Below are 24,593 nucleotides of genomic sequence, written 5' to 3' on the forward strand. Positions count from 1 at the left end.
CGTTAGGGTCGGTGCGTGCTGATCCAAGCGGTACCGCAGTGGCAAGGGGCCCGGACACCCCGGGCGGGCGATCTGCCCGCGGGGTGCCGGGCCCTTTCCGCGTTGGCGGCGGAGGTTCTCGGGGCGCCGGTGCGCGAGGTGCGTCTGGAGGCGGGCGAAACGCCGGTCGTGGACGGGATCGCGAACCGGGAAGCGTTGCTGGACAACCGGAAGCGGCACGCCGAGGCCCTCGCCGACGGACCGGTGCTCACCATCGGCGGTGACTGCGCCGCCGACCTGGTGCCCGTCGCCGCCGCCCGGGCCCGGCACGGCGAACGCTTCGGCGTGGCGTGGTTCGACGCGCACGGCGACCTCAACACCCCGGCCGGCTCGCCGTCCGGCGCCTTCCACGGGATGGTGCTGCGGTCGCTGCTCGGCGACGGCGATCCGGCGTTCGCGGCCGTGCCCGCGGTCGAGCCGGGCCGTGCGGTGCTCGTCGGGGCGCGGGCGCTGGATCCGGCGGAACGGGACGAAATCGAGGCGGGCCGGGTCCGGCTGGTTTCGGGGGAACCGTCGCGGATTGTCGCCGAAGTCCGGGATGCCGGTATCGAACGGCTGTACGTGCACGTCGATCTCGATGTCCTGGACCCGTCCGCGTTCGCCGGAATGGACTACCCGGAACCCGATGGGATGACCGTGTCGAAGCTCGTCGACGGGCTGCGTGCGCTCGCGGAGTTCGAGGTCGTGGGCGCGGGCATCACCGAATGCGTTTCCGGCAAACGGGATGATCTGGTGATTCTGGCACCTGTGCTGCACACCATTGGTGAATTACTTCGCTGATACAAGCGATTTCGCCGCGCGCGTGCTTGAATGAAGTTCGTGGGTAGCGCAGGTGGAGTCGCCGGCGCCGTAGGGGAACTCCTGCACACGGCGCTCGGTCAGAACGTCCCGATCCGGATTCGTTGCTGGGACGGCAGTGAAACCGGGCCGCCGGACGCGCCGGTGCTGCACCTCAAACACCGCCGCGCGTTGCGGCGCCTGCTGTGGGCGCCGAACGAGCTGGGCGTGACGCGGGCGCACGTCGCCGGCGAGCTCGACGTCGAGGGGCCGTTCGTGGAAGCCCTGGAGCGGCTGCACGATCTGGTCTACGACGTCGACTTCGACGTGGACCTCACCTGGGCGGTGCGGCGCGACCTGGCCAAGGCGGCGCTGAAGCTGGGCATCGTGGGGTTCCCGCCGAAACCGCCGCCGGAGGAGATCAAGCTCGCCGGGCGCATGCACTCCCGGCGCCGTGACGCGGCCGCCATCTCGCACCACTACGACGTGGGCAACGACTTCTACGCGCTCGTGCTCGGGCCGTCGATGACGTACTCGTGCGCGGTGTGGCCGAAGCCGGAGACCACGCTGGAGGAGGCGCAGACCGCGAAGGTCGACCTGGTGGCGCGCAAGCTCGGGTTGCGCGAGGGGATGCGGGTGCTCGACGTCGGCTGCGGCTGGGGCACCTTCGTCATCCACGCCGCCAAGGAGTACGGCGCGCACGCGGTCGGCGTCACGCTGTCGCAGGCGCAGGCGGACTTCGCGCGCAAGCGGGTCGCCGAGGAGGGGCTGTCGGACCTGGTGGAGATCCGGGTGCAGGACTACCGCGAGGTGTCCGACGGGCCGTTCGACGCGATCTCCAGCATCGGGATGGCCGAGCACGTGGGCGCGTCGATGCTGCCGGTGTACGCGAAGTCGCTGTTCGACCTGCTGCGGCCGGAGGGGCGGTTGCTCAACCACGCCATCTCGCGGCACCCGTCGGTGCCGCCGCGGAACCAGAAGACGTCGTTCATCGACCGGTACGTCTTCCCGGACGGCGAGCTGGAGCCGGTGAGCGTGATGGCCGCGGCGATCGAGGAGGCCGGCTTCGAGGTGCGGGACGTGGAGGCGCTGCGCGAGCACTACGGGCGCACGCTGCGCGCGTGGGTGGCGAACCTGGAGGCGAACTGGGCCGAGGCGGTCCGCCTGGGCGGCGCGGGACGGGCGCGGGTGTGGCGGCTGTACATGGCCGCGTGCGCGCTGAGCTTCGAAAGCGGGGCCATCGGGGTGAACCAGATCCTGGCGGTGAAGCCGACGGCCCGCGGCGGCAGCGGGATGCCGCCGGTGCGGAGCGCCTGGCTGTCCTGAACCGAGCGGCGAGGCCGGGCGGGCGGTTGCGGCCTGCCCGGCGCAGCGCGGGTGGCTTGGGAATTCAGGGTCGCTGCGGAGCTGCGCCTGGAGCCGAAGGCTGCGGCGCGCGCGGGTTCTGCGCGTGCGCCCGGCCGGTTCTCGCGTGGGCCGGCAGCAGGATGCCGCCGGTGCGGTCGGCGGGCTCAGTGTGGGGTGGCGCGGGCTGGTTCTCGTGTGGCCGGCGGCGGGATGCCGCCGGTGCGGAGCGCTTGGCGGTCCTAGCCGCGGGCGCGGCCGGAGGCTGCGGTGCGGCGGGCGGGTTAACGGAGGCCGCCCGGCCCGCCGCGCGGGTCCGGGCTCAACGCGGCGGGCCGTTGGCCATCACGGGCGAGGCCGGACGCTAGCGGGTTGGCGGAGGCCGCCCGACCTGCCGCGCCGGGCTTGGGCTCAGGCGTGGGTGAGGTCGGCCACCAGCTCGTAGGAGCGCAGCCGGTCGGCCTCGCCGTGGACCATCGTCGTGATCATGATCTCATCGGCGCCGGTGTCGCTGACCAGCGTCTCCAGGCCCTTGCGGACCGTCGACGGTGAGCCGTGGATCGTCGTGCCCAGGCGTTCGTCCACGAAGTGCCGGTCGATCTCCGAGTACGGGTACCCGGCGGCCTCCTCGGGCGTCGGCAGCGGGATCGGGTTGCCGCGCCGCAGCTGGAGGAACTGCAGGCCGCTCGGCCCGGCCAGCCACCGCGCCCGGTCGTCGGTCTCCGCGCAGATCACCGCCGCGCCGAGCATCACGTAGGGCTCGGGCAGCGCCTCCGACGGCTGGAACGACTCGCGGTACAGCTCCACCGCCGGGATCGTGTTGCGGGCGCTGAAGTGGTGCGCGAACGCGAACGGCAGCCCGAGCGACCCGGCCAGCCGCGCGCTGAACCCGCTCGACCCGAGCAGCCACACCGGCGGCTTGTACCTCGGCACCGCCCGCACCGCGCCCTCGCCGTCGAAGTAGCCCATCAGCTCGGACAGCTGCTGAAGGAAGTCGTCCGCGCCCAGCGCCTGCGCCGAACCACGCAACGCGATCGCCGTGCGCTGGTCGGTGCCCGGTGCCCGGCCGATGCCGAGGTCGATGCGGCCGGGGTGGAACGCCTCCAGCATCCCGAACTGCTCGGCCACCACCAGCGGCGCGTGGTTGGGCAGCATGATGCCGCCGGAGCCGACGCGGATGCTTTCGGTCGCCGCCGCGACGTGGCTCATCAGGACCGTCGTGGCCGAACTCGCGATGCCCGGCATGTTGTGGTGCTCGGCGACCCAGAACCGCCGGTAGCCGAGCCGCTCGGTCTGCCGGGCCAGCTCGACGGTGTTGCGGAGCGCGGTGCGCGCGTCCGCGCCGCTCGGAATGGGGGACAGGTCCAGCACGGACAGCGCGACGTCGGATAGCGGCTTCACGGCAACGTCCAACGCGCACCCGGCCGCACGTCTTCCCGCGCGAACGCAGAACTCGCCTGCGGGAGCGTGGGACTCGCGGCTCCGAATGTGGAACTCCCGCGCCGGAACACAGGACGCGCGGGCCGAGCGCGGGACGCGCGGCTCCGAGCGCAGGACTCGCGCGCCGGAGCGTGGGACTCGCGCGCCGGAGCGTGGGACTCGCGCGGGCGAGAGGTCAGTGCGGCAGGTTCAGGGCGGGGCAGGAGCCGTCCACGGCCGCCCGGCGGAGTTCGTCCCCGGGCACGCCGGGGAACTGGACCTGGGGGCAGTCGTGGGCCGGCGGTAGCACGAGTGCGCCTTCCGCGCCTACGAGCCCCGCCCTGCTTCGCCTCACCGCCAAGACCGCGCCCGTCCACAACTCCATGACGGTGGGCGACTACTAGGAGCCGCACGGCACCCGGCCACCCGAGTGCGGAACTCGCGCGCCGGAGCGCAGAACTCTTGCGCCGGAACGCGGAACTCGCGCGCCGGAGCGTGGGACTCGCGGGGCGGAGCGTGGGACTCGCGGGGCGGAGCGTGGGACTCGCGTGGCTATGAGCCGGGGACTGAGCCGATCGCTGGTGGGGACGGGGGTGCGCCGGTCACCACCGTGCCCAGCGTCTCCTGCCAGGCGCGCTGCCACAGCCCGGCGGCCTCGATCTTGCGCAGCCAGTCGTTGACGAACCGCTTGAACGTGTCGTCGTCGAGCTTGAGGCCGATGCCGTACGGCTCGCTGGTGAACGGCTGCCCGCTGATCTGCAGCTTCGAGTCCAGTTGCGCCTCGCCCGCCAGCACGGTCAGATCGTGCACGTACGCGTCGCCCTTGCCCTGCTCCAGCGCCTGCACGCACTCCTCGGCCGTGCCGAACGTGGTGATCTTCGCGCCGGGCGCGCGCTGCTGGATCGCCGCCACGCTGGTCGTCCCGGCCACCGCCAGGACGGTCTTGCCGTTGAGGTCGGCGGGGTCGTCGATGCCGGTGGTGCCCTTGAGCGTGGCGATCGCCTGCCCGGACAGCAGGTACGGCCCGGCGAACGCGACCCGCTGCGCCCGTTCCGCCGTGATCGTGTAGATCCGGATCACCGCGTCCACGGTGCCCGTTTTCAACATCGCTTCGCGCGTTTCCGGTGTGGTCGTCACGATGTTGACGTTCGGCCGGCCGATGATGTATTTCGCCAGCATTTTTCCGAGTGTCGCGTCGAATCCGTCGGTGCTCCCGGTGATCGGATTCCGCTGCGACAGCAGGGGCAGGTTCTCGTCGCCGCCGACGATCAGCGTGCCGCGGGCCCGGATCGCCTGGGCGGTCGGGCTGGCCGCCAGCTCCGCCTCACTGGCCACCGGAGCCTCACCGATAACTCCCTGACCAGTGGAAACTTCACCACCAGTGCTCGCGGTCTCGTCGCCGGTACAGGCGACGCCCGTCGTGAGCAGCGCCGCGACGAGGCCGATCGAGGCCGCCGTACGGCGCGCAGCACGCACCCAACCTGCCATGAGGTGCTCCATCCACAGTCCCGGACATCACGAAGAGACGATCGGTCTCGCCGTGCATGGTAATTGCCCGGGAAATGATGGAGGCTGACGAAGACGTCGCTTTTTTCGTGATTTATTCCGCAGGCAGCCACTCGTCGTCGGAGGCCACGACGGTCAGTTGCTGGGTCGCGCGGGTCAGTGCGACGTAGAGCACGCGGCGCCCGGTGAGCGACTCGGTGATCAGCTCGGTCGGCTCGACCAGCACGACGGCGTCGTACTCCAGGCCCTTGGCGTCCAGGCTGCCGACGACCTTGAGCCGCTCGTCCGCCTGGCCCCGCACCCACGTGCCGACCTCGGCGACCCGGTCCATGGCGCACACCACACCGACCGTGCCCTCGACCGCGTCCAGCAGCTCCTTCGCCGCGGCCTGCACCGCGCTCTCCACGCTGCCGGGCTCGACCAGCCGCACGTCCGGCTCGATCCCGGTGGTCCGCACCGCGTGCGGCAGCTCACCCTCGGCGGCGTGCCCGGCGACCACCCGCGCGGGCAGGTCGAAGATCTCCGCCGAGTTCCGGTAGTTGGTGCGCAGCGTGTACCGGCGGATCGGGGTGCGCGCGCCGAACACCTGCGTCCGGGCCTGCGCCGCCTCCGCCGGATCCGGCCACGAGCTCTGCACCGGGTCGCCGACCACCGTCCAGCTGGCGTACTTGCCCCGCCGCCCGACCATCCGCCACTGCATCGGCGAGAGGTCCTGCGACTCGTCGACCACGATGTGCGAGTACTCGTCGTAGTGCTCCGGCCGGTGCGGTTTGCCGACCGACCCGCGCTCCGGCGGCGCCGCGTCCAGCTCGACCTGCTGCGCGCGGCGGCGGCGCTTGGGCGGCGGCCCGACCAGCACGCGCAGCTCGTCCAGCAGCGCCACGTCGGCGACCGTCCATTCGCGCTCCCGGTCGGCGAACGACGCGGCCAGCAGGTCGACCTCGTCCGGGGTCAGCACACCCCGCGCGGCCTTGGTCAGCCGCTTCGGATCACCCAGCCAGCGCAGGATCTCGCCGGGGTACAGCACCGGCCACCACACCACCAGGAAGCGGTGGAAGTCGATCCGCTCGCCCAGGTCGTGGATCAGCTCGGCGCGCTCGATCGTCCGGCAGTCGGCGCGGGCGTTCTCCTCGGCGCGGTCGGCCAGCGCCTCCAGCAGCGCCTCGGCCGCGCGCACCCGCGAGCGGTTCGGCGGCCCGCCGTGGCCGTGCACCTTGCGGCGGACCTTCTCCAGTTCCTTGCGGGTGAGCTTGAGGACCTCGCCCTTGTAGACGATCCGCATCTCGCCGGGCACGTCCGGCGGGGTGTCGCGCAACGCCTTGAGCAGCACCTTGCGCATCCGCAGCGACCCCTTGATCGCGGCCAGCGGCGCCGGGTCCTGCCGGTCGGTCTCGATGCCGTCGAGCACCGCGCCCAGCGCCCGCAGCTCGACGTTCGTCTCACCCATCGACGGCAGCACGCGGGAGATGTAGTTGGTGAACACCCCGGACGGGCCGACCACCAGCACGCCGGCCCCGCCGAGCTGGCGGCGGTAGCGGTAGAGCAGGTAGGCCGCGCGGTGCAGCGCCACGGCGGTCTTGCCGGTGCCCGGGCCGCCGGTGATTTCGGTGACACCGCGCCACGGCGCCCGGATGACCTCGTCCTGTTCCTTCTGGATGGTGGCGACGATGTCGCGCATCTTGTCGCCACGCGACCGGCCCAGCGCGGCCATCAGCGCGCCCTCGCCGACCACCTGCATGTCGTCGCCGACCGCGTCCGGGATCAGCACGTCGTCATCCACGTCGAGCACGGTCTGGCCGGAGCAGCGGATGACGCGGCGGCGCACCACGTCCATCGGTTCCTCGGCGGTGGCCTGGTAGAACGCGGCGGCCGCGGGGGCGCGCCAGTCGGTGACCAGGTTGTCGAACTCGGCGTCGCGGATGCCGAGGCGCCCGACGTAGATCGTCTCCCGGCTGGTGTGGTCGAGGCGGCCGAAGACCAGGCCCTCGTACTCGGCGTCCAGGGTCTGCAGCGTCTGGGTCGCGTGGTGGACCATCATGTCGCGCTCGAACAGCATCGAGGCCTGCTCGAAAACGGCTTCGCGCTGGGCGCCGTGGCCGATCTCGTAGCCCTTGGCACGCATCGCCTCCGCCTGCGCCCGGAGTTCGGCGAGCCGGGTGTAGACGCGGTCCACGTGGTGTTGTTCGATGGCGATCTCGGCCCGTCTGACCCGAGGTTCCGACACGCAGCGCTCCTACAGCTCACTCGCCGGCAACAGGAAGATTGACTCTACGCGTGCCCCGCGCGCTGTTCACCGGGTCCTGGGCAAAACACCGCGTAGAACACAGCGCGATGATGGGGGTGTGACGACGAGGATCGTGGCCGGGGCGGCGAGCGGGCGGCGGCTCAAGGTGCCCGCGCAGGGCACCCGGCCGACCTCCGAGCGCGTGCGGGAGGCGTTGTTCAACGCGCTGGAGGCGGCGGGCGAGCTGACCGACGCGCGGGTCCTGGACCTCTACGCCGGTTCCGGCGCCCTGGGCCTGGAGGCGCTCTCGCGTGGCGCGGCGGACGCGGTGTTCGTCGAGTCCGACCGGCGGGCCGTGCAGGTGCTCAAGGCCAACGTGAGCGCGCTCGGGCTGGGCGGATCGGTGCGCTCCGGCCCGGTGGAGACGGTGCTGGCGCAGCCCGCCGACGAGCCGTTCGACCTCGTGCTGGCCGATCCGCCGTACTCGCTGGGGGCGGACCGGATCGGCGCGGTGCTGACCGTCCTGGCCGCCGGCGGCTGGATCGCCGGGCAGGTGCTGGTGATCGTGGAACGCGCGCTGCGCGACGGCGAACCCGCCTGGCCGGCCGGGTTCGAACCGGTGCGCACGTCGCGGTACGGCGACACGGCGTTGTACTGGGCGGAGTACGTCACTTCACCGCGCCACGACGGGTAGAGCTTGATAGCGTCCGCGGCATGCGGCGTGCGGTGTGTCCTGGCTCCTACGACCCGGTGACCAACGGCCACCTCGACATCATCGAGCGGGCGGCGAAGCTGTTCGACGAGGTCGTGGTCGCGGTCATGATCAACAAGTCCAAGAAGGGCATGTTCTCCATCGAGGAGCGCCTGGAGATGCTGCGGGAGATCACCGCGCACCTGCCCAACGTGCGGGTGGACTCCTGGCACGGGCTGCTCGTGGAGTACTGCAAGCAGAACGGCATCGCGGCGATCGCCAAGGGCCTGCGCTCGGTCAGCGACTTCGACTACGAGCTGCAGATGGCGCAGATGAACCGCGAGCTCTCCGGGGTGGAGACGCTGCTGATGTCCAACAACCCCGCCTACGGCTTCGTGTCCAGCTCGCTGGTCAAGGAGGTCGCCACCTACGGCGGCGACGTGAAGAACCTGGTGCCGGGCGTGGTTTTCGAGCGGCTGACCGCGAAGCTCGCCGAACGCGCCTGATCGGGCGACGACTTTCGTCGGGACTTCGGGCGCGTTCACCTGACGGCCTCCTGCGGGTAACGCGATCGGGCTACGGTCCGAAAATGACCAACACCATGATATCCCGGGTGGCCGGGGTGCTGCTCGCGTTCGTCCTCACGTTGTTCACGGGCCTCGGCCTGGTCGCGCCCGCCTCGGCCGCGCCGGCGTCCCTCGCCCAGGCCGAGTGCGGCGACACCTCCGGCTTCACGGAGGTCGCGCTGAGCGACCTGCCCGCGGAGGCCACCGACACCTACGAGCTGATCCAGCAGGGCGGCCCGTACCCGTACGAGCAGGACGGGACGGTTTTCCAGAACCGCGAAGGGCTGCTGCCCGCCTGCGCGAGCGGCTACTACCACGAGTACACCGTGGAGACCCCCGGCAGCGACGACCGCGGCGCGCGGCGGATCGTCACCGGCTCGGCGGGGGAGTACTTCTACACCGGCGACCACTACGCGAGCTTCGACCTGGTGGACGTGAATTCCTGACGGAACTCCTTGACACGCCCGCCCGTCGCCCACCACCACCCTCAACGGAAACGCTTCGCGTTGCTGACACGCCCGCCCGTCGCCCACCACCACCCTCAACGGAAACGCTTCGCGTTGCTGACACGCCCGCCCGTCGCCCACCACCACCCTCAACGGAAACGCTTCGCGTCACTGACACGCCCGCCCGTCGCCCACCACCACCCTCAACGGAAACGCTTCGCGTTGCTGACACGCCCGGTAACGCAGCGCTCCCGCCGTTTCACGCGAGAAGCGGGCAGACTGGTGGTCAAGCCGGATGGGGAAAGGCCACCTAGGGAGTCGCTGTGTACCGGGTGTTCGAGGCGCTGGACGAACTCGTCACGATCGTGGAAGAGGCACGCGGGGTGCCGATGACATCCAGCTGCGTGGTTCCCCGCGGGGACGTCCTCGAACTGCTCGACGACGTGCGTGACGCGCTGCCCCGCGAGGTCGATGACGCGCAGGACGTGCTCGACCAGCGCGACGAGCTGATCACCAAGGCGCGCGACCAGGCCGAGACCACGGTCAACGACGCCAACGCCGAGGCCGAGCGGGTCACCTCCGAGGCCGCCGCGGAGGCGGAGCGCATGATCGCCGACGCGCAGGCGCGCGCCGAGCAGGTCATGGCCGACGCCCGGGCCGAGGCGGAGCGGATGATCGCCGCGGGCCAGGCCGAGTACCACAACCTGACCGAGCGGGCCCGCGCCGAGGCCGAGCGCATGATGCAGGCCGGCCGCGACGCCTACGAGCGGGCCGTCGAGGACGGCCGCCACGAGCAGTCCCGGCTGGTGTCCCAGACCGAGGTCGTGCAGGCCGCGAACGCCGCATCGGCGCGGATCGTGGACGAGGCCCACGCCGAGGCCGACCGCCAGCGCGCCGACTGCGACGCCTACGTCGACGGCAAGCTCGCCGAGTTCTCCGAGCTGCTGTCCACCACGCTGCGCACGGTCGACTCCGGCCGCAACCACCTGCGCGCGCCGTCGACCCTCGGCCAGCGGCCCACGCCCCTGTACGACTTCCAGCCCTGAACGGGTGAGGGCGTAGAGTGGTGAGGTTGCCTTCCGCCCTCTACTCAACGGACCGATGTCTCAGCACAATGACTCTTCCGACGCCCGCAACCCGTGGGTCGTCGACACGCGCGAGCTCGGCCGCCGCGCCGGCCTGAGCCGCACCGTCCAGCGCACGGCGCCCACCGGCGTCGAGTGGGGCGTGCCCGACGTGATCGTGGTGCCCAAGGGCACCGAGGTCGAGCTCGACCTGCTGCTCGAGTCGGTGGTCGAGGGCGTGCTGGTCAGCGGTTCCGCCGTCGCGCCGACGACGGGCGCCTGCTCGCGCTGCCTCGACCCGATCTCCGACGAGGTCGAGGTCGACCTGACCGAGCTGTTCGCCTACCCGGACTCGACCACGGACGAGACGACCGACGAGGACGAGGTCATGCGCCTGGTCGACGACCGGATCGACCTCGAACCGCTGGTCCGCGACGCCGTCGTGCTGGCCCTGCCGCAGGTCCCGCTGTGCCGCGAGGACTGCCCCGGGCTGTGCCCCGAATGCGGCGGGAAGTGGGCCGATCTCGAGCCCGGACACGGGCATGAGACGATAGACCCTCGGTGGGCCGCGCTGGTCGAGCGTTTCGACGACTCGTCCCCGGGCGGGCCCGGCCGGCAAGCCTGACGGGCATCAGCTCGTAAGCATTGAGTAAGCACGCTCGCGCCCGCGTGAGCGAACCGTGGATGAGGAGATTCAGTCGTGGCCGTCCCGAAGCGGAAGATGTCGCGCTCCAACACGCGCCACCGTCGTGCGCAGTGGAAGGCGACGCCCGTGCAGCTGGTGCCCTGCCAGAACCGGGCCTGCCGGCAGCCGAAGCCGCAGCACGTGGCCTGCCCGACCTGCGGCCAGTACGACGGTCGTCAGGTCGTCGAGCCCGCCTGAGGTCGCTGACCAGGATGGGGGGCAGGTCGAGATCGGGAGGGCCGGCCGCCGACCCGAAACCGTTGCTCGAAGCGCTCGGCGTCGAACTCGACGCCGAGCTGCTCACGTTGGCGCTCACCCACCGCTCGTACGCGTACGAGAACGGTGGGCTGCCGCCCAACGAGCGGCTCGAGTTCCTCGGTGACGCCGTGCTCGGTCTGGTCGTCACCGACCACCTGTACCGCACGCACCCCGAGCTTCCGGAGGGACAGCTCGCGAAGCTGCGGGCCAGCGTGGTCAACATGCACGCCCTGGCCGGGGTGGCGCGCGGGCTGGGCCCCGGCGGCCTCGGCGCGCACCTGCTGCTGGGCAAGGGCGAGGAGCTGACCGGGGGCCGTGACAAGGCGAGCATCCTCGCCGACGGGCTCGAAGCCGTGATCGGTGCGGCGTACCTGGCGCACGGCATCGACGCGGCGCGCGATCTGGTGCACCGGCTGTTCGACGCGCTGCTGGCGGAGGCGCCGCTGCGCGGGGCCGGGCTGGACTGGAAGACGAGCCTGCAGGAGCTGACCGCCTCGGCCGGGCTGGGTGTGCCCGAGTACAAGGTGGAGGACACCGGTCCGGACCACCGCAAGGAGTTCAGTGCGACGGTGCTGGTCGCCGGTCGCGATCTGGGCAACGGCTCGGGCACCACGAAGAAGGAAGCCGAGCAGAAGGCCGCCGAGACCGCCTGGCGGGCTCTTTCCGAGGAGCTGAAGCCGGAGGGCTCGGAGTAGTTCCGCTGTCCCGGAAGCCGGGTCGCTGCCTCGCCGCGGCGGCCCGGTTTTCGTCGTTCCGGTGGATCCGGGCGTCACTGTCGGTCGTCGTGATGTGACCCGGTCGGACGCCGGGAATTGTCGGTGGTCGTGGTTAGGGTGGTGGAGTGCCGGAGCTTCCCGAAGTAGAAGTGGTGCGCCGCGGGCTGCAGGCCCACGTGGCGGGCCGCGCGATCGCGCGCGTCGAAGTGCTGCACCCGCGGGCGATCCGCCGTCACGAGCTGGGCCCGGACGACTTCACCGGCCGCCTGGCGGGGGCGCGCGTCGAGGCGGCGCGGCGCCGCGGCAAGTACCTGTGGCTGGAGCTGTCCGACAAGGAGGCGATCCTCGCGCACCTGGGCATGAGCGGCCAGATGCTCGTCCAGCCCGAGGGCGCCCCCGACGAGAAGCACCTGCGCGTCCGCATCCGCTTCGACGACGGCGGGCCCGAGTTGCGGTTCGTCGACCAGCGCACGTTCGGCGGACTCGCGCTCGCCGACCTGGTCACCTCCGACGGCACGCTGCTGCCCGCCCCGATCGCGCACATCGCCCGCGATCCGATGGACCCGGCGTTCGACCCGGCCCAGGCGGTCAAGGCGCTGCGCTCGCGCCGCACCGAGATCAAACGCGCCCTGCTCGACCAGACCCTGGTGTCCGGCGTCGGCAACATCTACGCCGACGAGTCGCTCTGGCGCGCCCGCCTGCACTGGGCCCGCCCCACCGAGAAGCTCACCCGCGCCCAGGGCGCGGCCGTGCTCGAAGCGGCCACCGAGGTGATGAACGAGGCCCTCCAGGCCGGGGGCACGTCCTTCGACGCCTTGTACGTCAACGTCAACGGCCAGTCCGGCTACTTCGACCGCTCGCTGAACGTCTACGGCCAGGGTGACCGCCCCTGCCGCCGCTGCGGCACGGCCATCCGCCGCGAGCCGTTCATGAACCGGTCGTCCTACTTCTGCCCGCGCTGCCAGCCCCGGCCGCGCCGCTCCCACTGACACGGAAGGCAGGGCACGTGGCCCAGGAAGAACTCGTGGTGCTGCTCGACGAGCGCTTCGACCCCATCGGCACCGCGCCCAAGCGCACGGTGCACGACGCGCACACCCCGCTGCACCTGGCGTTCTCGTGCTACGTCTTCGACCGCGCCGGTCGCGTGCTGCTGACCCGGCGGGCGATCGGCAAGAAGACGTGGCCGGGCGTGTGGACCAACTCGTTCTGCGGCCACCCCGGCCCGGGCGAGGACATGGCGGAGGCCATCGGACGGCGCGCGAAGCAGGAGCTGGGCCTGGAGGTCACCGGCCTGCGGAAGGTGCTGCCGGACTTCCGCTACACCGCGACCGACGCCGGTGGCGTGGTGGAGAACGAGTTCTGCCCGGTGTGGGTCGCCGAGGCCGCGGCCGACCCGCTGCCCGAGCCGGACGAGGTGTGCGAGTGGCGGTGGTCGGCGTGGACCGACCTCGTGGAGAGCATGAGCCGCACGCCGTTCGTGTTCAGCCCGTGGTCGCAGCTGCAGGTTCCGCGCCTGGCGGAAGCCCTTTCCGCGGGGGCGCGGCGGTAGCCGTGTGACCGCATCAGGACATCGCCTTTGACGGTCACCGCCCGTCCGCGGTTACCTCGGGAGGTGCGGATGGGACGGGCGCGGTGGTGGACGCTGGGCGGCGCGGCGGTCGCGTCGATCGCGGTGGTCGTGCTGCTCCTGGTGTACGTGTTCGACGACGATCCCGGGGACGCCGCGGACGACATCGCCACGGCGCTCACCGGCGAGGACCGCGCCGCCTACCGGGACCTGACCTGCGCCGGCCTGCCGCCCGTCGACGAGGTCGACCTGCCCGGCCAGGGACGGGTTTCGGCGTTCACCATCGGCGACATCTCCGTCTACGAGGTGCGCCAGAACGCCGAAGACTTCGCCGTCGCCGTGTTCGTGGCCGACGGGACGTCCAGCTTCGTCGTCGGCCAGCTCACCGAGGACGACGGCTGGTGCCTGCTCGACCTGTTCGCCTGTCCCGCCGCGGCGCAGCCGGCCACGAGCGGCTTCCGGACCGACTGGGCGCAGCTGAGGAGGGAAACCGTGTGCGGGTACGTCCTGTCGGACTCCCGCAACTGAGAAAGCCCCGAGCCGGACCGGCTCGGGGCTCTTCCTCAGGTGACTCAGTTGAACACGTGCGCCCGCGCGGCGAGGTTCGCCAGCAGCTCGCGGCCCTTCTCGGCGTTGCGGGGCTGGCTCAGCACGTCGTAGCGGCGCGCGACCAGCTGCGTCTGCGACACGAAGTCCCGGCGGCCGCGGGTGGCGCCGTAGCTGATGGCCGCGAACACCATGCTGAACGCGACACCGGCGACGAGACCGAACAGGATCGGCAGCAACCCGGCGCCCGGCGTGAACATCGTCAGCAACAGGCCGACGAAGACACCGAACCAGGCACCCGACATGGCCGCGCCACCGAGTACCCGCCCCCAGCTGAGCTTGCCGGCGACGCGCTCGACCAGCATCGGCTCGACTCCGACGATCGTGACGTCCGCCACGGGGAAGTCGTTGTCGGCGAGGTGGTCGACCGCCCGCTGGGCCTCTTCGTAGGACTCGTAGGACCCGATCGGCCAGCCGGTGGGCAGGGTCGGGAGCTGCGGGTTCGTCCGGGCGTTGGTGAACGCGGTCTGCGTGAATGCTTGGGTCATCTTTCCTCACCTCTCCTGACCAGTCCAACGCTCACGCATACCCACTTGTGCCCGATGTCCGAACCTCACAGGCATTTTTCAGGTGGCGGCCTGCGGGGCGGTGCGGGTAGCGGCCCCTCCCGCCAGCCCGCCACCGCCCCTGGTGGACGCGCTTCGCGCGACAGTGCCATCAACCACGTCGGCGCTGTCCTCGCGAGAGGCCGCCCGCCCGTCGCCCGCCACCGCCCTCAACGGACGCGCTCCGCGCGGCAGATCCGACTCGAAACCCGCGGCGGTGCAAGCTGCTCATGCGGTGCTTCGAAGCACCGATCAGACTCGCAGCTCCGGCCGGTAGATGTCGAACCAGTGGTGCAGGTCCAGCAGCCGGTCCAGACCGTGGCGCGTCAGCGAGTCCATCGCGGCCGGGTCCTGGCCCACCGCGTCCGTTGCCCACTCGCGGGAGGCCAGCTCGAACACCGGGTCGCCGGGTGAGGCGAGCACCTCCTTCGCCTGCTGCTGCAACGCCGCGGCGTACCCGGGGTCCTGCGTGGACGGGTACGGGCTCTTCACCCGGTCCACAACGGACCGCGGCAGCACGTGCTTGGTCGCGTGCCGCAGCAGGCTCTTCTCCCGGCCGTCGAACGTCTTCAGCGACCACGGCGTGTTGTAGACGTACTCGACGAGCCGGTGGTCGCAGAACGGCACCCGCACCTCCAACCCGACCGCCATCGACGCGCGGTCCTTGCGGTCCAGCAGCGCCCGCACCATCCGGGTCAGGTGCAGGTGGCACACCTCGCGCATCCGGCGCTCCTCCGCGGACACCCCGTCCAGGTGCTCGACCCGCGCCAGCGCGGTGCGGTACTGGTCCGCGATGTAGCCGTCCAGGTCCAGCGTCCGGGACACGTCGCCGCGCAGCAGGTTGCCGCCGTCCTGGACGCCGGTGCGGAACGCCAGCCACGGGAAGGTGTCGGCGTTGCGGGCGGTCTCGTCGTGGAACCACCGGTACCCCCCGAACACCTCGTCGGCCGACTCGCCGGACAGCGCCACCGTCGACTCCGCGCGGATCGCCTTGAACAGCAGGTACAGCGAGGTGTCCATGTCGCCCATGCCGGCCGGGATGTCCCGCGCGGTCAGCACCGCCCGCCGCACCGCCGGGTCGGTCAGCGCGGCCGGGTCGAGCACGACGTCCTGGTGCGCCGACCCGACCAGCTTCGCCACGTCCCGGATGAACGGCGAGTCCGGGGTGTCGCGCATCTCGTCGGGCTTGAAGTTCTCCTCCTGGCCCACGAAGTCCACCGAGAACGTGCGCAGCTGCTCGCCCTCTTCCCGCAGCCGCGCGGCCGCCAGACCGGTGATCGCGCTGGAGTCCAGGCCGCCCGACAGCAGCACGCAGCGCGGCACGTCGGCGACCAGCTGCCGGTGCACGATGTCGGTCATCAGCTCGCGCACCCGCGCGACGGTCGTCTCCTGGTCGTCGGTGTGCTCGCGCGCCTCCAGCTTCCAGTAGGTGCGGGTGTGCACGCCGTCCCGGTCCACCCGGACGATCGTGCCCGGCTCCACTTCGGACATGCCGTGCCACAGCGACCAGCCCGGCTGCTTGGTGAAGGAGAACAGCTCCCGCAGCCCGTCCGCGTCCACGATCCGCTCGGCCGCGGGGTTGGCCAGGATCGCCTTCGGCTCGGAGCCGAACAGCACGCCGTCCCGCGTCGGGTAGTAGTAGAACGGCTTGATGCCCATCCGGTCGCGGATCATGACGAGCTTCTCGTCACGCGCGTCCCAGATCGCGAAGGCGTACATGCCGTTGAGGTGGTCGGCGACGGACTCGCCCCACTCCAGGTAGCCGCGCAGCACGACCTCGGTGTCGCTGTCGGTGCGGAAGGCGTGGCCCTTGCCCGCCAGTTCGCGGCGCAGCTCGGTGAAGTTGTAGGCCTCACCGCTGTAGACCATGGCGACCTCGCCGGACGGCGTGGTCACCGACATCGGCTGCCGCCCGCCGGGCAGGTCGATGATCGCCAGCCGCCGGTGGCCGAGGGCGGCGTGCCGGGCGATCCAGGTCCCGGAGTCGTCGGGGCCACGGCAGGCCATGGTCCCGGTCATGGCGTCGAGCACTTCGCGCCGCTGGGTGAGGTCGGTCTCGAAGGAGACCCAGCCGGTGATGCCGCACATGCGTACTACCCTCCCGATGCTTAGCAAGTACAACTATGCGTAACACCGTGGTAACACAACTCACCGGTAACTGTCTGCCCGATCTGACCGCTGTGACCGGATGGATTTCACGGAGTGTGGCCGGTCGCACACGCACCTCAAGAACACGTAAACGCCGTCCGATGCCGCGTCAAGGCGCCGTCAGACCGCGCGGGGAACGGGACATCCCGAGCGCAGGCTGTCACCGGAGCGGTCACCGATCGGGTGACCCGTGCTGGAAGGTGTGAAGTGGCGGATCTGCTGTACGCCGTGCTGCTGATCGCGGTGTTCGCGGTGCTGGCGCTGACGTTGCGCGGACTGGAGAAGCTGTGAGCGGCGCCGGGGTGGTCGCCAACGTCGCCGGTGGGGTGCTGGCGCTGGGCCTGATCGTCTACCTGTTCATCGCACTCATCAAGCCGGAGAGGTTCTGATGTCGGACCTCGCCTCCGGTCTGGTCACGGCCGGCATCCTCGTCGCCGCGCTGGCCCTGGTGCACAAGCCGCTGGGCGACTACATGGCGCGCGTGTTCACCAGCGAGCGGCACCTGAAGCTGGAGCGCGGCCTGTACCGCGCGTTCCGGGTGGACCCGTCCTCCGAGCAGCGCTGGCCCACCTACGCGCTGGGCGTGCTCGGCTTCTCGCTGGTGTCCATCGTCTTCCTGTACCTGCTGCAGCGCCTGCAGTCGCTGCTGCCGCTGAGCCTCGGCCGCGGCCCGGTCGACCCGGGCGTCGCGTTCAACACCGCGGTCAGCTTCGTGACCAACACGAACTGGCAGTCCTACGTCCCCGAGACGACCATGGGCCACCTCGTCCAGATGGCCGGGCTGACGGTGCAGAACTTCCTGTCCGCGGCCGTGGGCCTGTCCGTCGCGATGGCGCTGGTCCGCGGGTTCACGCGGTCGAGGACCGACCGGCTCGGCAACTTCTGGGTCGACCTGACCCGCGGCACCGTGCGGATCCTGCTGCCGATGGCGGTGCTGTTCGCGATCGTGCTCGTCGCGCTCGGCGTCACGCAGAGCCTGCGGGCGGGGGTCACGGCCACCGGACTGGACGGCACGCGGAGCACGATCTCCCTGGCCCCCACGGCGAGCCAGGAGGTCGTCAAGGAACTGGGCACCAACGGCGGCGGCATCTTCAACGCCAACTCCGCGCACCCGTTCGAGAACCCGAACGCCTGGACCAACCTGATCGAGATCTTCCTGATCCTGGTGATCCCGGTGTCGCTGACCCGGACGTTCGGCAGGCTCGCCGGCAACCCGAAGCAGGGGTACGTCCTGCTGTCGGTGATGGGTCTGCTGTGGACGTTCGTGCTCGCCGTGACCTGGTGGGCCGAGACGCACCCGAACGGGCCCGCCGCGCTGCTGGCCGGGGCGAACCTGGAGGGCAAGGAGCAGCGGTTCGGCATCGGCGCGTCGTCGCTGTTCGCCACCAGCACCACCGGCACCTCGACCGGCGCGGTGAACTCGATGCACGACAGCTACAGCGGTCTCGGCGGCGGGATGACGTTGCTGCACATGCTGTTCAGCGAGGTCTCGCCCGGCGGGGTCGGCACCGGTCTGTACGGCATCCTGGTGATGGCGATCATCGCGATGTTCCTGGCCGGCCTGATGGTCGGGCGCACGCCGGAGTACCTGGGCAAGAAGCTCGGCAGGCGCGAGGTCACCGCGTCCGCGATCGCGATGCTGGCGATGCCCACGGTCGTGCTGCTCGGCGCCGGTGCGGCCCTGCTCATGCCGGGCACCGCGGGCGCGCTGGGCAACAGCGGCGCGCACGGGCTGTCCGAGGTGCTCTACGCCTACACCTCGACCGGCAACAACAACGGCAGCGCCTTCGGCGGCATCACCGTGACGAACGACTGGTTCCAGTCGTCGCTGTCGGTGGCGATGCTCATCGGGCGGTTCGTGCCGATCATCGCGGTCCTGTGCCTGGCCGGTTCGCTGGCCGCGCAGAAGAAGGTGCCGGAGACCGCGGGCACCTTGCCGACGACCGGGCCGCTGTTCGGCTCCGTGCTCGCCGGAACCATCCTTCTCGTCGCGGCGCTGACCTTCGTCCCCGCGCTCGCGCTCGGTCCCATCGCGGAGGCCATGGCATGACTGTCACGCAGGACAAACCCGTCGAAACCCAGGCGGCGCACCCGAACCGCGTCGGCGCGGGGGTGTTCGACGCCCGCCAGCTGCTGACCTCGCTGCCGGACGCGCTGCGCAAGCTCGACCCGCGCCACCAGGTCCGCAACCCGGTCATGTTCGTGGTGTGGGTGGGTTCGGTCCTCACCACGGTCTTCGCGATCACCGGCCCGAGCGTGTTCACGATCCTGATCGCGGTGTGGCTGTGGTTCACGGTCGTGTTCGCGAACCTGGCCGAGGCCGTCGCCGAGGGCCGGGGCAAGGCGCAGGCGGAGTCGTTGCGCCGCACCAAGAAGGAGACCGTCGCCCGGCGGATCACCCCGGACGGCGAGGTGCGCGTGCCGGGTGCCGAGCTGCGGGTGGGTGACCTGGTGGTCGTCGAGGCCGGGGAGACCATCCCGGGCGACGGCGACGTGGTCGAGGGCATCGCGACGGTCGACGAGTCGGCCATCACCGGCGAGTCCGCGCCGGTGATCCGCGAGTCCGGCGGCGACCGCTCGGCCGTCACCGGCGGCACGACCGTGCTCAGCGACCGGATCGTCGTGCGCATCACCACCAAGCCCGGCGAGTCCTTCGTGGACCGCATGATCGCGCTGGTCGAAGGCGCCTCGCGGCAGAAGACGCCGAACGAGGTCGCCCTGACGATCCTGCTGTCCACGCTGACGATCATCTTCCTGCTCGCCGTCGTCGCGCTGCAGCCGATGGCCGCCTACTCCGGCAGCGAGCAGTCGGTGATCGTGCTGACCGCGCTGCTGGTGTGCCTGATCCCGACGACGATCGGGGCGCTGCTGTCGGCGATCGGCATCGCCGGGATGGACCGGCTGGTGCAGCGCAACGTGCTCGCCACGTCCGGCCGCGCGGTCGAGGCCGCCGGGGACGTGTCGACGCTGCTGCTGGACAAGACCGGCACCATCACCTTCGGCAACCGGCGCGCGACCGAGCTGATCCCGGTCGGCGGGACGACCCCGGAGCGGCTGGCCGAGGCCGCGCGGCTGTCCAGCCTGGCCGACGGCACGCCGGAGGGCCGCAGCGTCGTCGAGCTGACCGAGGGCACGACGGTTCCCGAGGGCGGTGAGTTCGTCCCGTTCACCGCGCAGACCCGGATGAGCGGCGTCGACCTGCCCGGCCGCCAGGTCCGCAAGGGCGCGGCCGGCGCGGTCCGCGAGTGGGTGCGCGAGCACGGCGGGACCTTCCCGGACGAGACCGAGCGGATCGTGGACGAGATCAGCGAGCAGGGCGGCACCCCGCTGGTGGTCGCCGAGCTGACCGGGGGCAACGCGGTCGTGCGCGGCGTGATCCGGCTGTCCGACGTGGTCAAGCCGGGCATGCGGGAGCGCTTCGCCGAGCTGCGCCGGATGGGCATCAAGACGGTGATGATCACCGGGGACAACCCGCGCACCGCACGGGCCATCGCCGAGGACGCCGGGGTCGACGACTACCTCGCCGAGGCCAAGCCCGAGGACAAGATGGCCCTGATCCACAAGGAGCAGGAGGGTGGCCGGCTGGTCGCGATGACCGGCGACGGCACGAACGACGCCCCGGCGCTGGCCGCCTCGGACGTCGGGGTCGCGATGAACACCGGCACGTCGGCCGCGAAGGAGGCCGGCAACATGGTCGACCTCGACTCCGACCCGACGAAGCTGATCGAGATCGTGGAGATCGGCAAGCAGCTGCTGATCACCCGCGGCGCCCTGACCACGTTCAGCATCGCCAACGACCTCGCGAAGTACTTCGCGATCCTGCCCGCCATGTTCGTGGCGATCTTCCCGCAGCTGGCCGCGCTGAACATCCTGCACCTGGCGACCCCGCGGTCGGCGATCCTGTCCGCGGTGATCTTCAACGCGCTGGTCATCGTGGCGCTGATCCCGCTCGCGCTGCGGGGTGTGCGGTACCAGCCGTCGAGCGCGTCGGCGCTGCTGCGGCGCAACCTGTTGATCTACGGGGTCGGCGGCATCGTGACGCCGTTCCTCGGCATCTGGCTCGTGGACCTGGTGGTCCGCGTCATCCCTGGAATCGGGTAGTGATGATCAGAACTCTGGTGAAGCAGACCGGCGCCGGCCTGCGGGTGCTGCTGGTGTTCACGGTGCTGCTGGGGGTGGTCTACCCGCTCGGCGTGTGGGCGGTGTCCCGGATCCCGGGGCTGCACGACCACGCCGAGGGGTCGCTGGTGACGGTGAACGGGCAGGTCGTGGGCTCGTCGCTGATCGGGATCGACCCGGTCCCCGCCGACCCGGCGCGCGACCCGTACTTCCACACCCGGCCCTCGGCGACCGGCGACCCGTCGGTGTCCGGCGGTTCGAACAAGGGCGGGTTCAACCCCGACCTGGTCGCCGCCGTCGAGGAGCGCAAGGCGGCGGTCGCGCAACGCGAGGGCGTGTCGCCGGACGCGGTGCCGGCCGACGCGGTGACGGCCTCGGCGTCCGGCCTGGACCCGACGATCAGCGTCGCCTACGCCGAGCTGCAGGTGCCGCGGGTGGCGCGCAACACCGGGCTCACCGAGGAGCGCGTGCGGCAGCTGGTGGAGGCGAACACGACCGGTCACGGCATCGGCGTCCCGGGGGTGAACGTGTTGCGGCTCAACCTCGCGATCGGCCGGGCAGGAGCACACTGAACAGGTGGAACCGGAGAAGGAGCCGCCGCGCCGGGGAGAGCTGCGCATCTACCTCGGCGCGGCGCCCGGCGTGGGCAAGACCTACGCGATGCTCGGCGAGGCGCGGCGCCGCCTCGACCGCGGCACCGACGTGGTCGCCGGCCTGGTCGAGACCCACGGCCGGGCCAAGACCGCGGCCCTGCTGGAGGGCATCGAAACCGTGCCGCGGCGGCGGATGACCTACCGCGGGCGCGATTTCGACGAGCTGGACGTGGACGCGGTGCTCGCCCGCGCTCCCGAGGTGGCCATTGTGGACGAGCTGGCGCACACCAACGTGCCCGGCTCGCGCAACGAGAAGCGCTGGCAGGACATCGAGGAGCTGCTCGACGCCGGGATCGACGTGCTGTCCACGGTCAACGTGCAGCACCTGGAGAGCCTGAGCGACGTCGTCGAGCGCATCACCGGCGTCGCGCAGCAGGAGACCGTGCCCGACGACGTGGTGCGCCGGGCCGAGCAGGTGGAGCTGGTCGACATCACGCCCCAGGCGCTGCGGCGGCGGCTCGCGCACGGCAACGTCTACCCGGCCGAGCGGATCGACGCGGCGCTGGGCAACTACTTCCGCACCGGCAACCTCACCGCCCTGCGCGAGCTGGCGCTGCTGTGGGTGGCCGACCAGGTGGACGTGGCGTTGCAGCGCTACCGCGCCGAGCAGCGGATCACCGACACGTGGGAGACGCGGGAGCGGGTGGTCGTCGCGATCACCGGCGGCCCGGAGAGCGAGACGCTGATCCGGCGAGGCAGCCGCATCGCCACCCGGGCCGGGGCTGAGCTGCTGGTGCTGCACGTCCTGCGCGGCGACGGGCTGTCCCCGCTCGGGCACGTCGAAACCGGCCGGTACCGCAAGCTCACCGATCAGCTCGGCGGCACGTTCCACACGGTCGTCGGCGACGACGTGCCGACCGCGCTGCTGGACTTCGCCCGCGGCGTCAACGCGACCCAGCTCGTGCTCGGCACCTCGCGCCGGTCGCGGATCGCGCGGCTGTTCGACGAGGGCATCGGCGCGACGGTGGTGCAGCGGTCCGGGCAGATCGACGTGCACATGGTGACCCACGACGAGGCGGGCGGGCGGCTGCGGTCGTGGCTGGGCCGGCGCAGCCCGCTCGCGCCGTCGCGGCTGCTGATCGGCTGGGTGCTGGCGTTCCTCGCGCCCGCACTGGCCACGCTGACCGGGGTGCTGCTGCGGCACGAGCTGGACTTCTCCACCGACGTGGTGGACTACTTCCTCGCCACGGTGGTGGTCGCGCTGGTCGGCGGGCTCGGTCCGGCGCTGGTGGCGGCGTTGCTGTCGGCCGGGCTGCTGAACTTCTTCTTCACCGAACCGCTCTACACGCTGACCGTGCACGCGCAGAGCAACGTGATCACGCTGATCGCGATGGTCCTGGTCGGGGTGCTGGTCGCGCTGGTCGTGGACCGGGCGGCGCGGCGGGCGACTCAGGCGGCGCAGGCGCGCACGGAGGCGGCGTTGCTGGCTTCCTACGCACGGACGGTCCTGACGAGCGCCGAGCCGTTGCCGCGGTTGCTGGAGAAGGTGCGCGAGAACTTCGGCATGGAATGCGTGGTGCTGCTGGAGAAGCGCGGCGGCAAGTGGCAGGCGGTCGAGCACGCCGGGGTCAACCCGTGCGGCAAGCCGGACGAGGCCGATGTGGACATCCCGGTCACCGCCGACGTGCACCTGACCCTGCGGGGCAGGGCGTTGCCCGCGGCGGACCGGCGGGCGCTGGAGGCGGCGGCCGGGCAGGCGCTGCTGGCGTTGCGGCAGCAGCGGCTGGCGGCGGCGCAGGCCGTAGCCGAGCGCCAGGCCGAGGCGACGCAGCTGCGCACGGCGCTGCTGTCCGCGCTGGGGCACGACCTGCGCACGCCGCTGACCTCGATCAAGGCCGCGATCGGCAGCCTGCGGGCGCAGGACATCGACCTCTCGCCGGAGGACACCGAGGAGCTGCTGGAGGCGGCGGAGGAATCCACCGACCGGCTCGCGCGCCTGGTGAACAACCTGCTCGACTCGTCGCGGCTGGCGGCCGGGGCCGTGCGCACGCACCTGCGGCCGGTCGGCTACGACGAGGTGGTGGCGCACGCGCTGTCGAATGTGGACGGTTCGGAGTCGGTGGCGGTCGAGGTGGACGAGCGGCTGCCCGCGGTGATGGCCGACCCCGGGCTGCTGGAGCGGGTGATCGCGAACGTGCTGGACAACGCGTTGCGGCACGGCGGGGCGCCGGTGGCGGTGCGGGGGTCGGCGTACGCGGAGTGGGTGGAGCTGCGGATCGTGGACCACGGGCGCGGGTTGAAGAAGGGTGCGGCGGAGGCGGCGTTCGCGCCGTTCCAAAGGCTGGGGGACCGGGACGCGACGCCCGGGGTCGGGCTCGGGTTGTCCGTCGCGAAAGGATTCACCGAGGCCATGGGCGGCACGATCCGGGCGGAGGACACGCCCGGTGGCGGGCTCACGGTGGTGGTGGCGCTCAAGGCGTGCCAGGCTCCGGACGTGGTGCCGGTGGTGCTGAAGGAGGTGGCTTCGTGACCGAGCAGACCGGCACGGTCCTGGTGGTCGACGACGAGCCGCAGATCGTGCGCGCCCTGCGGATCAACCTGGCCGCGCGCGGGTACAAGGTGGTGACCGCGCACGACGGGGCGGCGGCGTTGCGGGCGGTGGCCGAGACGAAACCCGACGTCGTGGTGCTGGACCTGGGGTTGCCGGACATCGACGGCACCGACGTGATCACCGGGCTGCGCGGGTGGACCACGGTGCCGATCATCGTGCTGTCCGCCCGCGGTGAGTCGCCCGACAAGGTCAAGGCGCTCGACCTCGGCGCGGACGACTACGTGACGAAGCCGTTCGGGATGGACGAGCTGCTGGCCAGGCTGCGCGCGGCCCTGCGGCGCTCGGCGGTGCCGTCGGCCGAGGGCGATGCGGTGATCGAGACGGAGTCGTTCACGCTGGACCTGCTGGCGAAGAAGGTGCACCGGGACGGGGCCGAGGTGCACCTGACGAAGACCGAGTGGGGGGTGCTGGAGCTGCTGGTGCGCAACCGGGGCCGGCTGGTGGCGCAGAAACAGCTGCTGCGCGAGGTGTGGGGCCCCGGCTACGAGAACGAGTCGCACTACCTGCGGGTGTACCTGGCGCAGCTGCGCCGGAAACTGGAGAAGGAGCCGTCCCGGCCGCGGCACCTGATCACCGAGCCGGGAATGGGCTACCGCTTCGAAGCCTGATCGTTCTGCGGCGACGCCGGGTGTCAACATCGGGCGACTCGCGGCCAGGGACGAAATCCGG

Annotated in this window: 23 protein-coding genes; 18 read left to right on the forward strand and 5 right to left on the reverse strand. The window is 71.4% G+C overall.

Translation table 11 applies throughout. The annotated features are described in order from the left end of the window. Positions 1-15 precede the first annotated feature (15 nt). Together D0D28_RS13555 and D0D28_RS13560 are read left to right on the forward strand one after the other, a co-directional pair. Positions 16-819 carry an arginase family protein gene (locus D0D28_RS13555; protein ID WP_116110814.1) on the forward strand — a complete coding sequence of 268 codons (804 nt, stop codon included), beginning with the start codon at positions 16-18 and terminating at the stop codon, positions 817-819. Between the two features lie 30 nt (positions 820-849). Continuing rightward, positions 850-2,142: a class I SAM-dependent methyltransferase gene (locus D0D28_RS13560; protein ID WP_346009482.1), complete on the forward strand. Its 1,293-nt coding sequence runs from the start codon at positions 850-852 to the stop codon at positions 2,140-2,142. Between the two features lie 429 nt (positions 2,143-2,571). Here D0D28_RS13560 and D0D28_RS13565 read toward each other — a convergent pair whose 3' ends face one another. From D0D28_RS13565 to D0D28_RS13585, 3 genes are all read right to left on the reverse strand, one after another. Then, the gene (locus D0D28_RS13565) at positions 2,572-3,561 is read right to left on the reverse strand and encodes an LLM class flavin-dependent oxidoreductase (protein WP_116110815.1); all 990 of its coding nucleotides are present in this window, start codon (positions 3,559-3,561) and stop codon (positions 2,572-2,574) included. 570 nt (positions 3,562-4,131) lie between these two features. Beyond that, positions 4,132-5,067 carry a glutamate ABC transporter substrate-binding protein gene (locus D0D28_RS13580; protein ID WP_116110851.1) on the reverse strand — a complete coding sequence of 312 codons (936 nt, stop codon included), beginning with the start codon at positions 5,065-5,067 and terminating at the stop codon, positions 4,132-4,134. 112 nt (positions 5,068-5,179) lie between these two features. Continuing rightward, positions 5,180-7,309: a HelD family protein gene (locus tag D0D28_RS13585; protein ID WP_116110817.1), complete on the reverse strand. Its 2,130-nt coding sequence runs from the start codon at positions 7,307-7,309 to the stop codon at positions 5,180-5,182. 118 nt (positions 7,310-7,427) lie between these two features. On the opposite strand from D0D28_RS13585, the gene rsmD reads away from it, so the two are divergent. From rsmD to D0D28_RS13640, 10 genes are all read left to right on the forward strand, one after another. Further along, positions 7,428-8,003, forward strand: coding sequence for a 16S rRNA (guanine(966)-N(2))-methyltransferase RsmD (gene rsmD / locus D0D28_RS13590; RefSeq protein WP_205413255.1), 576 nt, complete (start codon positions 7,428-7,430; stop codon positions 8,001-8,003). A 20-nt stretch (positions 8,004-8,023) separates the two neighbouring features. Next, entirely contained in the window at positions 8,024-8,506 is a 483-nt protein-coding gene (gene coaD, locus D0D28_RS13595; protein WP_094007353.1) for a pantetheine-phosphate adenylyltransferase, read from the forward strand. Between the two features lie 83 nt (positions 8,507-8,589). Beyond that, positions 8,590-9,012, forward strand: a complete 423-nt coding sequence (locus D0D28_RS13600; RefSeq protein ID WP_116110818.1) for a ribonuclease domain-containing protein — start codon at positions 8,590-8,592, stop codon at positions 9,010-9,012. Positions 9,013-9,335: 323 nt separating this feature from the next. After that, positions 9,336-10,058, forward strand: a complete 723-nt coding sequence (locus tag D0D28_RS13610) for a DivIVA domain-containing protein (protein ID WP_116110819.1) — start codon at positions 9,336-9,338, stop codon at positions 10,056-10,058. 55 nt (positions 10,059-10,113) lie between these two features. Further along, positions 10,114-10,701 carry a YceD family protein gene (locus D0D28_RS13615; protein ID WP_094007349.1) on the forward strand — a complete coding sequence of 196 codons (588 nt, stop codon included), beginning with the start codon at positions 10,114-10,116 and terminating at the stop codon, positions 10,699-10,701. A 75-nt stretch (positions 10,702-10,776) separates the two neighbouring features. Then, positions 10,777-10,959: a 50S ribosomal protein L32 gene (rpmF, locus tag D0D28_RS13620; RefSeq protein ID WP_017987516.1), complete on the forward strand. Its 183-nt coding sequence runs from the start codon at positions 10,777-10,779 to the stop codon at positions 10,957-10,959. 14 nt (positions 10,960-10,973) lie between these two features. Then, complete coding sequence (rnc, locus tag D0D28_RS13625; RefSeq protein ID WP_094007348.1) at positions 10,974-11,714, forward strand: ribonuclease III; 741 nt, start codon at positions 10,974-10,976, stop codon at positions 11,712-11,714. A 146-nt stretch (positions 11,715-11,860) separates the two neighbouring features. Next, a complete protein-coding gene (gene mutM / locus D0D28_RS13630) occupies positions 11,861-12,724 on the forward strand; it encodes a bifunctional DNA-formamidopyrimidine glycosylase/DNA-(apurinic or apyrimidinic site) lyase (protein ID WP_094007347.1) in 864 nt (287 codons plus the stop codon). Positions 12,725-12,741: 17 nt separating this feature from the next. Continuing rightward, on the forward strand, positions 12,742-13,284 hold the full coding sequence (gene idi, locus D0D28_RS13635) for an isopentenyl-diphosphate Delta-isomerase (RefSeq protein WP_094007346.1): 543 nt from the start codon (positions 12,742-12,744) through the stop codon (positions 13,282-13,284). A 69-nt stretch (positions 13,285-13,353) separates the two neighbouring features. After that, positions 13,354-13,830 (forward strand): hypothetical protein, encoded by a 477-nt coding sequence (locus D0D28_RS13640; RefSeq protein ID WP_116110820.1) that lies wholly within the window; start codon positions 13,354-13,356, stop codon positions 13,828-13,830. A 44-nt stretch (positions 13,831-13,874) separates the two neighbouring features. Here D0D28_RS13640 and D0D28_RS13645 read toward each other — a convergent pair whose 3' ends face one another. Both D0D28_RS13645 and asnB read right to left on the reverse strand, forming a co-directional pair. Then, a complete protein-coding gene (locus tag D0D28_RS13645) occupies positions 13,875-14,396 on the reverse strand; it encodes a general stress protein (RefSeq protein ID WP_116110821.1) in 522 nt (173 codons plus the stop codon). 309 nt (positions 14,397-14,705) lie between these two features. Next, a complete protein-coding gene (gene asnB / locus D0D28_RS13650; protein WP_116110822.1) occupies positions 14,706-16,541 on the reverse strand; it encodes an asparagine synthase (glutamine-hydrolyzing) in 1,836 nt (611 codons plus the stop codon). Between the two features lie 347 nt (positions 16,542-16,888). Between asnB and kdpF the strand changes: the two genes are divergently transcribed. The 6 genes from kdpF to D0D28_RS13680 are packed head-to-tail and all read left to right on the forward strand — an operon-like array spanning position 16,889 to position 24,532. Then, entirely contained in the window at positions 16,889-16,990 is a 102-nt protein-coding gene (kdpF, locus tag D0D28_RS13655; protein WP_094007342.1) for a K(+)-transporting ATPase subunit F, read from the forward strand. Continuing rightward, positions 16,990-18,651 carry a potassium-transporting ATPase subunit KdpA gene (gene kdpA, locus D0D28_RS13660; RefSeq protein ID WP_116110823.1) on the forward strand — a complete coding sequence of 554 codons (1,662 nt, stop codon included), beginning with the start codon at positions 16,990-16,992 and terminating at the stop codon, positions 18,649-18,651. The genes kdpF and kdpA overlap by 1 nt, the downstream gene beginning before the upstream one ends. Continuing rightward, complete coding sequence (gene kdpB / locus D0D28_RS13665) at positions 18,648-20,702, forward strand: potassium-transporting ATPase subunit KdpB (protein ID WP_094007340.1); 2,055 nt, start codon at positions 18,648-18,650, stop codon at positions 20,700-20,702. Before kdpA ends, kdpB begins: the two co-directional genes overlap by 4 nt. 2 nt (positions 20,703-20,704) lie before the next feature. Beyond that, positions 20,705-21,292, forward strand: a complete 588-nt coding sequence (locus D0D28_RS13670) for a potassium-transporting ATPase subunit C (protein ID WP_094007382.1) — start codon at positions 20,705-20,707, stop codon at positions 21,290-21,292. Between the two features lie 4 nt (positions 21,293-21,296). Then, the gene (locus D0D28_RS13675; RefSeq protein WP_116110824.1) at positions 21,297-23,843 is read left to right on the forward strand and encodes a sensor histidine kinase; all 2,547 of its coding nucleotides are present in this window, start codon (positions 21,297-21,299) and stop codon (positions 23,841-23,843) included. Next, on the forward strand, positions 23,840-24,532 hold the full coding sequence (locus tag D0D28_RS13680; RefSeq protein ID WP_094007338.1) for a response regulator: 693 nt from the start codon (positions 23,840-23,842) through the stop codon (positions 24,530-24,532). Before D0D28_RS13675 ends, D0D28_RS13680 begins: the two co-directional genes overlap by 4 nt. Positions 24,533-24,593 lie beyond the last annotated feature (61 nt).

The organism is Amycolatopsis ruanii, from assembly GCF_003385175.1.
Classification (GTDB): domain Bacteria; phylum Actinomycetota; class Actinomycetes; order Mycobacteriales; family Pseudonocardiaceae; genus Amycolatopsis_E; species Amycolatopsis_E thermalba.

What these genes read in the sequence shown, in the direction of transcription:
- D0D28_RS13560 (WP_346009482.1), top strand. Translation starts at nt 850, where the DNA reads ATGAAGTTCGTGGGTAGCGCAGGTGGAGTCGCCGGCGCCGTAGGGGAA.
- D0D28_RS13580 (WP_116110851.1), bottom strand. Translation starts at nt 5,067, where the DNA reads ATGGCAGGTTGGGTGCGTGCTGCGCGCCGTACGGCGGCCTCGATCGGC.
- coaD (WP_094007353.1), top strand. Translation starts at nt 8,024, where the DNA reads ATGCGGCGTGCGGTGTGTCCTGGCTCCTACGACCCGGTGACCAACGGC.
- D0D28_RS13600 (WP_116110818.1), top strand. Translation starts at nt 8,590, where the DNA reads ATGACCAACACCATGATATCCCGGGTGGCCGGGGTGCTGCTCGCGTTC.
- D0D28_RS13615 (WP_094007349.1), top strand. Translation starts at nt 10,114, where the DNA reads ATGTCTCAGCACAATGACTCTTCCGACGCCCGCAACCCGTGGGTCGTC.
- rnc (WP_094007348.1), top strand. Translation starts at nt 10,974, where the DNA reads ATGGGGGGCAGGTCGAGATCGGGAGGGCCGGCCGCCGACCCGAAACCG.
- D0D28_RS13640 (WP_116110820.1), top strand. Translation starts at nt 13,354, where the DNA reads ATGGGACGGGCGCGGTGGTGGACGCTGGGCGGCGCGGCGGTCGCGTCG.
- D0D28_RS13645 (WP_116110821.1), bottom strand. Translation starts at nt 14,396, where the DNA reads ATGACCCAAGCATTCACGCAGACCGCGTTCACCAACGCCCGGACGAAC.
- asnB (WP_116110822.1), bottom strand. Translation starts at nt 16,541, where the DNA reads ATGTGCGGCATCACCGGCTGGGTCTCCTTCGAGACCGACCTCACCCAG.
- kdpA (WP_116110823.1), top strand. Translation starts at nt 16,990, where the DNA reads ATGTCGGACCTCGCCTCCGGTCTGGTCACGGCCGGCATCCTCGTCGCC.
- kdpB (WP_094007340.1), top strand. Translation starts at nt 18,648, where the DNA reads ATGACTGTCACGCAGGACAAACCCGTCGAAACCCAGGCGGCGCACCCG.
- D0D28_RS13670 (WP_094007382.1), top strand. Translation starts at nt 20,705, where the DNA reads ATGATCAGAACTCTGGTGAAGCAGACCGGCGCCGGCCTGCGGGTGCTG.